This is a genomic window from Pectobacterium carotovorum, assembly GCA_016415585.1.
GTDB classification, from domain to species: domain Bacteria; phylum Pseudomonadota; class Gammaproteobacteria; order Enterobacterales; family Enterobacteriaceae; genus Pectobacterium; species Pectobacterium carotovorum_K.
On record CP066552.1, the window covers coordinates 60819 to 72600 of the forward strand.

Genomic DNA, 11782 nt, shown 5'->3' on the forward strand with positions numbered 1-11782 from the left:
TCTCCTCTAATAGACCTGTGCATGTGTGAGATTTTCGGTAGTAAGGGCGTAAGGTGATGGTATATCTCTGGCAACGTTCTGCATGCTGAAAGAAATAATCATCAGGATTAGCCCAGCAACTGCAGGCACTGCCCCGGTTGGTTTGTGTTTGCCAACATGAGCCAGGCCAGATAGCAAAAGGTGATAAAACATACCCGCATAGGCCAGATCGCTCAGAAACACGCTCTCCCGTGACAGGATGGCCAGTACAGCCAGAATCTTTACAGAAATGAGTAGAGGCTGCAGATAGGCCGGATAGCCCAGGCTAACCAGTGTCTGGCGAACCCATTCCCACTTAACCACGTACAGGGTGGCAGAAGTAATGTAAAGCAGGCAAAGCAGGCCCGTACAAATCCAGTAAACGTAAAAACCAGTCATATCACCCCTTCTGACGTGTATCAGTTATCGACCGGGGCAAGAATGTCGCCTAATATGATTTAAAACAAGTAGGATGAAATAATGAGGGTAAGTATGGAAAAGCATACTAATAGAGGCTCTGAAGTTAATATGCATGATGAAATGCGGCGGGCATTCAGCCTGCTATCCGGAAAATGGAAGCTGGAAATTATGTGGCTTCTGAACCAGCGCATATACAGATTCGGCGAACTGAGAAAAGCTATACCCGGCATAACGCAGCATATGCTGACAGCCCAACTGCGGGAGCTGGAAAGTGACGGACTTATATCCAGAACGGTTTTTGCAGAAGTGCCACCCCGGGTGGAGTATGAAATCACCCTGAAAGCAAGGGGACTTGGCCCAGCAATGGAAGCACTGACTGCATGGTGGCTTGAGCACGGTGAAACCGTACCCGCCAGACCTGCAGGACGTGGTCGCATCGCAACTTCAGGCTAAAATTTTTAATAGTTAAACAGCCAACCAGAGCTCCGGCGTTTATTTAAACCGGCTGCCTGATTTAAATTTGGAAGCCTGAAGTTATGGACATATTCGCCTCTCGAAGCTTTTTAATGTCTTTTTTGGGCGGCATGCCGAACACGCGGCTGTATTCTCTGCTGAACTGCGATGGGCTCTCATAGCCAACCTGATAAGACGCGCTTGAAACGTCGAGATGTTCATTAAGCATAAGGCGGCGGGCTTCATTCAGCCGCAGCCATTTCTGGTACTGCAGGGGGCTCATTGAAGTCAGCTGCCGGAAATGCTGGTGAAAGGTGGGAGCGCTCATCTGCACCCGCGCAGCCAGTTCTTCAACGCGCAGAGGCGCAGAATAATTCTTCTTGAGCCAGTCAATTGCTCGGGCAACACGGTGCCCCTGACTGTCAACCGATGCAATTTGTCTCAGCCGTGTAGCCTGATCACTCAACAGCAGCCGAAAATGGATTTCCCGTTGTACGAGCGGTGCCAGAACCGGAATAGCTTCCGGCTCATCCAGCAGTTCCAGCAATCGTTCAAAAGACCGAAGTACAGACCGTGATGCCGTTCCGATACCGACGCCGGAACTGATGCCCCTAGCACGATGCGGGGGGAGCTCGCCCTGCGAAATAAGCTCGGCCACCGTCCGCATATTTAGCTTCATCGTCAAACCCAGGCAGAGCTCTTCGCTGCTTGCCGCCAACACTTCTGAATAAGCAGGCAGATCCAGAGACGTCAACAGAAAGTTTGACGTGTCATAACGATAATTCATTCCTCCAATCCACATCTGCTTAATGCCATGGGCAACTAGCACGATACTCGGCTCGATCATGCACATGGTAGGTTTAGTGGGAGCTTCTCGCCGAAAGAAAGTCAGTCCTTCAACCATCGTATCAAAATCACCTGTTCCATCCGTCCGTGCAGCGATCCTCTGCACGAGACCGGCAAGCAGGGCTTCATTTTCATTCTTAATAGACTGTGTCATTGCGGCCGTTCACCAAATTATCGTGGTGCTACTTTACTCCCCTTATCAGCATTAAAACCACAGAATGTCACCCGCCCCATAGGAATAGGCAAAAAATGCAGCGAATCATTGTACCTCATCCTGGAAGAACTATGGAGAATGAACCCTGAGGAAAAAGTAACCACCTATCAATTTCATTAACCCGGAGACATTCATTCACTATAAGTCTCGGGGTCATTAGACCTGAACCTCATTCATGCATTTAATAGAGATGAAAATATGAACCCTGTTTACGATTTTAGCGGCCGCGTAGCGCTCGTTGTTGGCGCGAGTACCGGAATCGGTGCCGCAACGGCGCGTGCTTTTGCGCAGTCTGGAGCAAAAGTGGTACTCGCAGATGTTGATTTCACGGCCGTAACCGGTGTTGCCGATCAGCTTACTAAAGAAGGATACATTGCAACGGGGCTCAGGTGTGACGTTGCAGATGAGGCCCAGATTGCTGCGGTCGTGGATAAAACGGTGGAAATTTATGGTGCTCTCGATTTTGCCTATAACAATGCAGGCATACAGGCACCTTCCAGTGATTTTGCAGATCTTCCGTCCGAAGAATTTGATCGCCTTGTTTCAGTAAATCAGCGAGGCATGTGGGCATGCATGAAGCATGAGCTCAGGCAAATGCGCGCTCAGGGCCGTGGAGCCATCGTCAACTGCGCATCAGTTGGCGGCTTAGTTGGTCAGCCCAATCTGGCCCCTTATAACGGTACAAAACACGCTGTAGTCGGGATGACCAAAGGCGCAGCGCTGGAGTATGCCGCACGCGGCATTCGCATTAATGCGGTATGTCCGGGCACAATCAATACGCCTATGGTTTCGGCAATGATGGAAACCCAGAAAGAGGCCATGGACGACATTATGATCCGACAGGTTATCAATCGCCTGGGGGAACCGGAAGAGATAGCCGCTGCCGTTCTGTGGCTCTGCAGCCCCGGTGCAAGTTTTGTTGTGGGAGTAGGGCTTCCGGTCGATGGCGGTTTTACGGCGAACTAATCCGGAATCATTATCAAATGTATCGCCCGACAGAAACGGCGCAGGACGCATTAACAGGAGCTTCCCATGATTCAGGATTTTTTTCATCTGAGTATTACCACCCGTGATCTTGAGCGCAGCATTAAGTTCTACGAGACGCTAGGCCTTGAGGTTACCCGGCGTTTTGGTGACGTAATGGAAAAGGGGATTGCTACGGCATTCTGCCTGCCTTCCAGTCATCTTAAGGTCGTGTATCTGGCCCCGCCAGGCGGAAAGTCAGGCATCTTTATCGATCTGGTCGAATGGGTTGAACCGCCTTCTCCCGGCGCTGCCTATCCCGTAGCAAACCACATCGGAATTAACCGCTTTGCACTGAGGGTTTCTGACCTGGATGCAACCGTACTTTCTCTGCAGGAAAAAGGAATGGTTTTTCTGACGAAAGAGGCTGAAGCATTCGGTGGTGGCATACGTTGTATCGTCATAACCGATCCTGATGGGATCTTTATTCAGTTAATAGAGCTCCCATAAGCACACCTCAGGGTTTGCATAAACATAAAAATGAAGTACCTCCCTCCGGGTCTGCTGAGCTGGCAACGACTTGCAACCAGCAGAATTAACTAAAATGATTAAAGGTAAAGCCAATGAAAAACATATTGCTGGCCTGCGGGCTACTCGTGTCCTCTTTTGCATCCTTCGCTGCTGATATGTCTAAAGGTGCGGATAATTTTTTTAAGAGCGACAAGGTCATCGCGCAGAAGGTCACCTTTCAGAATCAGTATAAAATGGACATCACGGGTATGCTCTATAGACCCCAAGACGTCGATCCAACAGCAAAAAGTCCGGCCATCATCGTGGGTCATCCTATGGGAGCGGTGAAGGAACAGACCGGTACTCTCTACGCACAGAAAATGGCAGAGCAGGGTTTTGTTACTCTCGCAATTGACTTGCCCTTCTTTGGTGAAAGTGCCGGGCAGCCCCGCAATGCCGTAGCGCCTGAAATGTTTACCGAGGCATTCAATGCTGCGGTTGACTATCTGGGTACCCGACCATTTGTGGATCGTAACCGTATTGGCGTCATCGGCATCTGCGGCAGCGGCAGCTTTGCAATCAGCGCTGCAAAAATAGACCCACGCCTGAAGGCTATTGCCACCGTCAGCATGTATGACATGGGCGCAGTTACCCGTCACGGTTTGCAAAACGGACTGTCTCTCGACCAGCGTAAATCCATGATTGCCGCTGCTGCAGAACAGCGTTACGTGGAATTTACTGGCGGAGAAACTAAGTGGGTCGATTATCTGCCAGTAAAACTTCCTGCGGATGCTGATGAAACTCGTCGTGAATTTTATGATTTTTACCGTACTCCACGCGGTCAGGTAGTCGCGAAAGACATGACTGTAGAGCAGTCTCAAAACCGTCCAATTTCGAGTGAAGCTAAATTCAACAACTTCTATCCGTTTGAAGATATCGAAACTATCTCACCACGTCCTATGTTGTTTATCACTGGCTCAGAGGCTCACTCCAGAGAGTTCAGCGAAGATGCTTACAAGCGTGCTGGCCTGCCTAAAGACTTGCTGGTCATTCCGGGAGCGGGTCACGTGGACCTGTACGATCGTACTGACCTTATTCCATTCGCTAAGCTGACCGAATTCTTTAAAACCAACCTTAAATAGCTATCACGGCCCTGACCATCTGATGGCCAGGGCCTCTGTATACATACAGGAGTTTCCTTTATGAAAACATTTGCATTTGCCGCTCTTTCTGCTGACAAGCCGCTGGTTCCTTTCTCTTTTGAGCGTCGCGAGCCTCGCCCTGATGATGTTGTCATCGAGATTCTCTACTGCGGAGTTTGCCATTCCGATTTGCATACCGCACGTAATGACTGGGGATGGACCCACTACCCTATTGTTGTAGGTCACGAGATTGTAGGACAGGTCATCAGCACAGGAACTGACGTGACCAGACACAAGGTAGGCGACCATGTAGCTGTAGGTACGATGGTAGACAGCTGTCAGCACTGCGATCAGTGTCACGGTGGCGAAGAACAGCTGTGCCGTGAAGGGAACACACAGACCTTTGCAGGAGTTGATCGTATTACTGGTGAACCCACTATGGGCGGCTACGCAAAACATATCGTTGTGCGTGAGGAATTTGTTTTAAGCGTTCCGGCAAGTCTCGATTTGGCCAAAACCGCCCCCCTGTTATGTGCAGGCGCAACGACCTATTCGCCGCTGCGTACCTGGAATATCGGACCAGGAAGCCGAGTTGGGGTTATTGGCATGGGGGGGCTGGGCCACATGGCCATAAAACTGGCTGAGGCAATGGGTGCTAGAGTCACGGTGCTGAGCCGTTCACAGTCCAAAGAGTCCGATGCAAAATCTCTCGGTGCAGATGCATTTATTGTCTCCAGCGATGTTACAGCAATGGAAAAGGCAGTCTCATCCTTCGACCTGATCATTGATACCGTTCCAGCAAAACATGAGCTGGATCCTTACCTGCCTCTCCTTGATGTGGACGGCACGCTTTGTATAGTGGGACAAATCGGACCACTGGCTGAAATGAGCAGCATTCCTTTACTTCTCGGACGTCGTCGTATTGCTGGTTCTGCGATTGCCGGTATAGCGCAGACGCAGGAAATGCTTGATTTCTGTGCGCGTAAGAACGTTTTACCTGAGGTAGAAATGATCCGTATGGACCAGATTAATGAAGCCTACGACCGGCTGGAGCGCGCTGACGTTCGCTATCGCTTTGTTATTGATATGTCCACGCTGGAGCAGCCTCAGGCTTAAAAAACTTCAATACCATTATCCAAGAAAACGAAACATCGCCGCCACGTGGTATTAGCACAGCAGCAGCGGCACTGACATAAAAGGGCATATGATGAAAATAGGTATTCTCGGCGCAGGACGTATGGGGGCAACTATTGGCACGATTTTTGCGAAACTAGGCCACCAGGTTATCTTCAGCTATTCCCGCAGCCCACAGAAGTTGAAGCGCCTTGCAGAGTCAACCGGGGGCACCTACAGTTCCCCTTTTGAGACGGCAAAGGATTCAGACATTATCGTTCTGGCAGTCCACTGGACGCGTCTTGACGACGTGCTGGCTCAGGCAGGCAGTTTAAGCGGAAAAACGGTTCTCAGTTGCACTAATCCGCTGAACGCTTCAGACAGTGAACTTGTCATTGCCCATACCGATTCCGGTGCGGAAACCATTGCACGTAAACTACCTGGAGCAAATATTGTGGCCGCATTCCAGGCAACGCCAAGTGAAGTGCTGATGGACGTATTTAATGGCAGGAATAAGCACCCCCGCCCAGACATGCTGTATTGCGGAGATGACAGGCAAAGTAACAATACAGTGCAGAGCCTGCTCTCTCTTGCTGGTTTTGAGCCTGTAGATGCCGGCCCCTTGAGAATGGCTCGTTACATTGAGCCATTCGCCATGCTGGCAACAGCACTGGCCTATGGCGAAGACCGTGATCCGAGATGGGTTTACCGTTTTGGACGTTACAACTAATTTATGCTTATTTTTACAGGACAAAAAATATGAAAAAAATCATTCTGGGTTTGTCTCTACTGTCATGTATACCTTCATTGCACGCGCAGTCATTTCAGCTCCACAGTTCGGACATTAAGCAGGGGGAGCAGGTAAATAATATTTACGTCCTTAATGGCTCCGGCTGCACGGGGGAAAATATATCCCCTCAACTATCATGGTCTGGTGTACCAGCGGGTACGAAAAGCTTTGCCATTACCATGTTTGATTCTGATGCGCCAACAGGCAGTGGATGGTGGCACTGGACATTGGTTAATATTCCCCCAAACATTCAGTCGCTCCCACGTGGTGCCGGAAATGCTGACGGTAAAAACCTTCCTGATGGAGCCATCCAGGGGCGCACAGATTTTGGCGGTCCGGGCTACGGTGGCCCTTGCCCGCCAGCAGGAGATGGAGTACACCACTACCATTTCAAAGTATGGGCGCTGAAAGTTGCTTCCCTTCCTGTGACTAGCGACTCAGGCGGTGCGCTCGTTGGCTATATGCTGAATTCCAACAGCATCGCAAGCGCAGAGCTTACTCCGATTTCCTTACGGCCAGCACAGGGGAGCGCTGGTTCTAAGTAACCGGAAGTAAGATCACATGAAAAAAAAGAAAATAGCCATGCTGATCGCCATCCTGAGCATTGTAATCATGGCAGCCAGCGCTTATGCCTGGCTGGCCAGGGCTGACTTCGGGGCTTCACCTACGGGATTACGCTTACAGGAGATTAAACGATCTCCCCATTATCAGAATGGTGAATTCATGAATCTTGTTGAAACTCAGGTTGATACAGGCAACAGCAGCTTCTTCTCTAATTTGCTGTCCTTTGTTCTCGACCGTAATCCCCGGCTAAAGCCCGCCACACCACTACCCTCTGTGCAAACTGATTTGAAATCGCTGTCGCTACAGCAGGATTTGGTTATCTGGCTCGGCCACTCGTCGTTTTACATTCAGTTAAATGGAAAGCGAATACTGATTGATCCTGTTTTCAGCACAAACGCCAGTCCCGTGCCGCACACCAATTCTGCGTTCAAGGGGAGCATGCTTTACACCGCTCAGGATATGCCGGATATCGATGTATTACTGATAACCCACGACCACTGGGACCATCTCGACTACGCCTCTATCTGCTCGCTCAGAACTAAGGTGAGCGAGGTGGTTACCGGACTTGGCGTTGGTGCGCATCTTGTCCGTTGGGGATATAAGGAAAGCCGCATACATGAAGCTGACTGGAACGATGAAGTAAGCATAGCTGATGGGCTTAAAATTTTTGTTCTTCCAGCACGGCATTTTTCGGGCAGATGGCTTAAGAGGAACCAGACGCTATGGGTATCCTTCGCCTTGGAAAGTCCTGAACGGCGTCTTTATTTCAGCGGAGACAGCGGCTACGGCCCTCATTTCCGTGAAATCGGGAAGAAGTTTAATGGATTCGACTTGGTTGCTCTTGATATGGGCCAGTACGACCACCGATGGGCTAACATCCATATGTTTCCTGAAGAGGCGGCTCAGGCGGCCGATGAATTAGGTGCGCGCGCGCTGATGCCAGCACATGTGGGGCGCTTTAGCATTGCTGCTCACGACTGGGATGAGCCTTTCAACCGGATTCAGCAAACCAGCAGGCAGCGGACCTGGAAATTGTTGACTCCAGAAATAGGCGAAGCTGTAGACCTGAGCGATCAAGATCAGACTTTCAAAAAATGGTGGAAGTCGACACCATAATTTTTGCCATGAGTTGCATGTCAAAATGAGAAAAGAACCCTTTTCGACCTTATTAGCATTGTATCAGGCAAATAAAACAGCCATTTAGATTAACTGCTATATCCGTTAAGAATGACAATAGATTTTTAAATTAATGTAACTTGTTGGTCGTGGAGCACTTTAAAGTTGTACCTGTGTCTTGTCATTGCTCGTAAAACACGACCTTTTTTTAACCTCTGGCTAAGCAATCACCTTAATGACGGCTTCAAACCGGCTAGAGCTGCATTAACCCTATCTGAAATACTTTCCTCTACAGGTTTGCTGCAATGAGGATTCTAAGGGTTAGACATTACAGGCTTTTACTTTTAAATATTCAAAGACCGCTTTTCGCTCAAAGCTGCCTGTCATGCCTGCTTAAAAACAGGCTTAGCGTAGGATATTTTCCGTTTTCCAAGCGGGCCCCATATTGGCTATGAAGGCACGAAAATTTATGAAACGCGCATAGATAGCTTTAATATTGGCGTCGGTTACCGTTTCTGATTTGCCAATTATAGAATACCGGTGGACAAGTTTCTGCCGGTTATAACTATTTTTCCCCTTCTTCTTTCTTATTCATAAAGCTCTCGATCGATTTATTACCATTATAGTGAAGCCAGACCAGCAGCGATTCATTGTCCATCGGCTTAGCGTAAAGGAATCCCTGTATATATTTGACGCCGTGCCGTTGTAAATACAAGAGCTGTTGTTCGGTTTCCACGCCTTCTGCTACGGACTGAAGGTTGATGCGATGGCTCAAATTAATAATGGCATCAAGAATAGGGGCTTCTTCATCCGGTGATGAAATCGCGCTGACGAATCCCTGATCTATTTTCAGGCAATCCAGCGGAAAATTTTGCAGGTAAGAGAGAGAACAGTGTCCGGTGCCAAAATCATCAATCGCTATCATAAAGCCATCGTCACGCAACTGATGCAGGCGCTGTATGATTTCAAGACCGTTGCTAATGAGGTTACGTTCTGTCAGTTCCAGCGTAATGCTTAGTGAATGAGAGGCGACTTTATCTGCGAAGCGGTGTACGTCTGCAACAAAACTTGGATGATGCAAATGCTCGGCGGCAACGTTGAGCCCCAGATGAAATCCGGGTTTTACCTGCCAACTGGCGATGTCTGACGCCACCAGATCAAATAAATGCCGGGTTATGGGAATAATCATACTTTCTGCTTCTGCGGCAGAGATAAATATATCGGGTCTAATCCACTGCCCATTGCTGCGCCGCCAACGCAGTAACGTTTCAACGCCAGTGCAGGCTCGCAATTCCGTGTCATAGATAGGCTGGTAATAGACGGAAAATTCGCCGTTAGCGATGCCTTTACGGATTTCGTCGCGGAATAATAGCTTACGTTTTTGCCAGTACCACATCGCCGTCGTGAAAAGCAGAGAGAGAATAATTGCCAGTGGTAGAAACGTGAAGAATGCCTGCTTCCAGTTCGTTATTTCTTGAGAAGCAGGAGCGGTGACGTTGATGGTAATCGGGAAGAGGTTCGACTTGATTTCAAGCGCGGAGGTAGAAAATAGACCCGTGCGCGGTGTAATCGTCGGGCCTGTTTGAATCGGGTGGCCGTTATCCATTTGCAGGATGAGTTGGTAGCCCCGAATCTGGCTAATCGCAATCATAAGATCAATCAGATATTGCGCATCAACCATGGCGTAAGCGCCGTAACCCGCAAGAGGCATCTGGACGAAGATTAGTGCCGGGCGTTCTTTCACGTTGTCTGAGCCGGCAATTGACAGGCTCCAGCGTTCAGAATAGGTCTCCGGCAGCGGTTGTTGAATGATGCGGCTTATTGGCGTCAGCGTGCTGCCAAACGTTGAAGAGCAATAGACGTCGGTGTTATGGACAACGCCGATAGCGCGAAAATAAGAAAAAACCGAACCGAGACGTTGCAGTTCATCGCCGATGATGTCGCAGGGCTGACCATGAAAGTGCTGTAGGCGATCCACCATTTCCCATGCTTGTGTCGAAATATTCTCGGCATGATTCATTGCAATGTGCGCAGTGGATTCCAAATCGCGCTTTACCATTAATCTGGATTCAACAAAAGTGAATAGCAATCCAAGCAGCAATGGCAGCATACCTGCAACCAGTAACTGCAACATGTTGATCTTATGTTCACTACGTCTGGGGCTCATCCACATCTCCTTTCTGGCAGCAGAGACCTATGTAGAGACGTCCTTTTCTCCGTAAGTAAAGGAGAGCGCTGAATAGAGGTTATTATAGTGCCTATTTGCAGAAAGGCAGCGACTGCGCGCACGCCCATGCTGAACTCCACGCCCATTGGAAGTTATAGCCGCCGAGCCAGCCGGTTACATCGACCACTTCACCGATGAAATACAGGCCCGGCACCGTGCTGGCTTCCATGGTTTTGGAGGACAGCGTGCGGGTGTCAACGCCACCGATGGTCACTTCGGCGGTACGATAGCCTTCCGTACCGTTTGGCTGCACGCGCCACTCTTGCAGGCTCTGTTCAATCTGCGTTTGCTGTGTGCTGTTGAGCTGCTTCAATGTGATATCTGGCAGTTGCCCCAAAGCTTGCAGGCATTCGACTAGTCGTTTAGGCAACCACTGTGCCAGCGTGTTTTTCAGGCTCTGGTTCGGATGAGTCGTACGCTCGTCATTGATGAGCTGGGTGAGATCACGGTCAGGCAGCAGATTGATGGTGACGAATTCGCCGGCTTGCCAGTAGCTGGAAATCTGCAAAATGGCAGGGCCAGATAGCCCACGGTGCGTGAACAGAATGTTTTCACGGAACGTTACTCCATTTTCTGCGGTGACAACGGTGGGCACGGAAACACCGGAGAGCGTTTGCAACTGTTCGAGCAGCGGTTTGTGCAGCGTAAAAGGCACCAGCGCGGCACGGGTTGGGAGCACGTTGATGCCAAACTGTGCGGCGAGCTGGTAACCGAATGGCGTCGCGCCGAGTCTGGGCATCGACAGGCCGCCGCAGGCAACAACCAGCGACGTACTTTGGAATGATGTGCCGTTGCTTAGGTGGATCGTGAACTGGTCGTCTGACTTCTCCACCGACGTGACTTCACTGCGTAGACGGAGGGTGACGTTAGCCCGTTCGCACTCTGTGACCAGCATGTCCACGATCTGCTGTGCGGAATCATCGCAGAACAGCTGGCCGAGCGTTTTCTCGTGGTATGCGATGCGGTGGCTGTTGACCAGACTAATGAAATCCCATTGGGTATAACGCGCCAGTGCCGATTTACAAAAGTGAGGATTGTGGGATAGGTACGCGGTCGACTCTGCATACATATTGGTAAAGTTGCAGCGACCGCCGCCGGACATCAATATTTTCCGGCCAGCCTTCTTGCCGTTATCGAGCAGTAGAACACGCAGTCCGCGTTGTCCTGCCTGTGCTGCACAAAACATGCCTGCTGCACCGGCACCGATGATGACAGCGTCAAACTGTTCCACAATGCATTTCTCCGATGAGTGATTTTATCTTCTTGGATGACCGCAGGCATAAGCCGTAGGGCGGCAAATTGTAGTGTCGGTTTTTGTTCGATACCAGCGTAACAATTTGCGTATTTTAGTAAAAATATATAATTATTTGATTTTTATTGATTAAGTGATTTTTCCACCGATCCCC

Annotated in this window: 12 protein-coding genes; 8 read left to right on the top strand and 4 right to left on the bottom strand. The window is 49.8% G+C overall.

The annotated features are described in order from the left end of the window. Positions 1 to 6: 6 nt before the first annotated feature. Entirely contained in the window at positions 7 to 417 is a 411-nt protein-coding gene (locus tag JFY74_00265) for a DoxX family protein (protein QQG28553.1), read from the bottom strand. A gap of 81 nt (positions 418 to 498) precedes the next feature. Between JFY74_00265 and JFY74_00270 the strand changes: the two genes are divergently transcribed. Next, the gene (locus tag JFY74_00270) at positions 499 to 891 is read left to right on the top strand and encodes a helix-turn-helix transcriptional regulator (protein ID QQG28554.1); all 393 of its coding nucleotides are present in this window, start codon (positions 499 to 501) and stop codon (positions 889 to 891) included. A 61-nt stretch (positions 892 to 952) separates the two neighbouring features. On the opposite strand, the gene JFY74_00275 is transcribed toward JFY74_00270, so the two are convergent. Then, positions 953 to 1891, bottom strand: coding sequence for an AraC family transcriptional regulator (locus JFY74_00275; protein ID QQG28555.1), 939 nt, complete (start codon positions 1889 to 1891; stop codon positions 953 to 955). 258 nt (positions 1892 to 2149) lie between these two features. On the opposite strand from JFY74_00275, the gene JFY74_00280 reads away from it, so the two are divergent. From JFY74_00280 to JFY74_00310, 7 genes are all read left to right on the top strand, one after another. Continuing rightward, a complete protein-coding gene (locus tag JFY74_00280; protein QQG28556.1) occupies positions 2150 to 2917 on the top strand; it encodes a glucose 1-dehydrogenase in 768 nt (255 codons plus the stop codon). A gap of 66 nt (positions 2918 to 2983) precedes the next feature. Next, a complete protein-coding gene (locus tag JFY74_00285) occupies positions 2984 to 3424 on the top strand; it encodes a VOC family protein (protein QQG28557.1) in 441 nt (146 codons plus the stop codon). A gap of 113 nt (positions 3425 to 3537) precedes the next feature. Beyond that, on the top strand, positions 3538 to 4566 hold the full coding sequence (locus tag JFY74_00290; protein ID QQG28558.1) for an alpha/beta hydrolase: 1029 nt from the start codon (positions 3538 to 3540) through the stop codon (positions 4564 to 4566). Between the two features lie 60 nt (positions 4567 to 4626). Continuing rightward, positions 4627 to 5682, top strand: coding sequence for an NAD(P)-dependent alcohol dehydrogenase (locus JFY74_00295; protein ID QQG28559.1), 1056 nt, complete (start codon positions 4627 to 4629; stop codon positions 5680 to 5682). A gap of 91 nt (positions 5683 to 5773) precedes the next feature. Further along, entirely contained in the window at positions 5774 to 6409 is a 636-nt protein-coding gene (locus JFY74_00300) for an NADPH-dependent F420 reductase (GenBank protein ID QQG28560.1), read from the top strand. A 29-nt stretch (positions 6410 to 6438) separates the two neighbouring features. Then, a complete protein-coding gene (locus JFY74_00305) occupies positions 6439 to 7014 on the top strand; it encodes a YbhB/YbcL family Raf kinase inhibitor-like protein (protein ID QQG28561.1) in 576 nt (191 codons plus the stop codon). A 16-nt stretch (positions 7015 to 7030) separates the two neighbouring features. Further along, positions 7031 to 8149 carry an MBL fold metallo-hydrolase gene (locus JFY74_00310; GenBank protein QQG28562.1) on the top strand — a complete coding sequence of 373 codons (1119 nt, stop codon included), beginning with the start codon at positions 7031 to 7033 and terminating at the stop codon, positions 8147 to 8149. A 565-nt stretch (positions 8150 to 8714) separates the two neighbouring features. Here JFY74_00310 and JFY74_00315 read toward each other — a convergent pair. Together JFY74_00315 and JFY74_00320 are read right to left on the bottom strand one after the other, a co-directional pair. Beyond that, complete coding sequence (locus JFY74_00315) at positions 8715 to 10316, bottom strand: EAL domain-containing protein (GenBank protein ID QQG28563.1); 1602 nt, start codon at positions 10314 to 10316, stop codon at positions 8715 to 8717. A 91-nt stretch (positions 10317 to 10407) separates the two neighbouring features. Beyond that, positions 10408 to 11607: an NAD(P)/FAD-dependent oxidoreductase gene (locus JFY74_00320; protein QQG28564.1), complete on the bottom strand. Its 1200-nt coding sequence runs from the start codon at positions 11605 to 11607 to the stop codon at positions 10408 to 10410. Positions 11608 to 11782 lie beyond the last annotated feature (175 nt).

Excerpts from the sequence above, each read along its gene's own strand:
- JFY74_00295 (QQG28559.1), top strand. The coding sequence starts at position 4,627 with ATGAAAACATTTGCATTTGCCGCTCTTTCTGCTGACAAGCCGCTGGTT.
- JFY74_00275 (QQG28555.1), bottom strand. The coding sequence starts at position 1,891 with ATGACACAGTCTATTAAGAATGAAAATGAAGCCCTGCTTGCCGGTCTC.
- JFY74_00280 (QQG28556.1), top strand. The coding sequence starts at position 2,150 with ATGAACCCTGTTTACGATTTTAGCGGCCGCGTAGCGCTCGTTGTTGGC.
- JFY74_00285 (QQG28557.1), top strand. The coding sequence starts at position 2,984 with ATGATTCAGGATTTTTTTCATCTGAGTATTACCACCCGTGATCTTGAG.
- JFY74_00265 (QQG28553.1), bottom strand. The coding sequence starts at position 417 with ATGACTGGTTTTTACGTTTACTGGATTTGTACGGGCCTGCTTTGCCTG.
- JFY74_00315 (QQG28563.1), bottom strand. The coding sequence starts at position 10,316 with ATGAGCCCCAGACGTAGTGAACATAAGATCAACATGTTGCAGTTACTG.
- JFY74_00270 (QQG28554.1), top strand. The coding sequence starts at position 499 with ATGAGGGTAAGTATGGAAAAGCATACTAATAGAGGCTCTGAAGTTAAT.
- JFY74_00305 (QQG28561.1), top strand. The coding sequence starts at position 6,439 with ATGAAAAAAATCATTCTGGGTTTGTCTCTACTGTCATGTATACCTTCA.
- JFY74_00290 (QQG28558.1), top strand. The coding sequence starts at position 3,538 with ATGAAAAACATATTGCTGGCCTGCGGGCTACTCGTGTCCTCTTTTGCA.
- JFY74_00300 (QQG28560.1), top strand. The coding sequence starts at position 5,774 with ATGAAAATAGGTATTCTCGGCGCAGGACGTATGGGGGCAACTATTGGC.
- JFY74_00310 (QQG28562.1), top strand. The coding sequence starts at position 7,031 with ATGAAAAAAAAGAAAATAGCCATGCTGATCGCCATCCTGAGCATTGTA.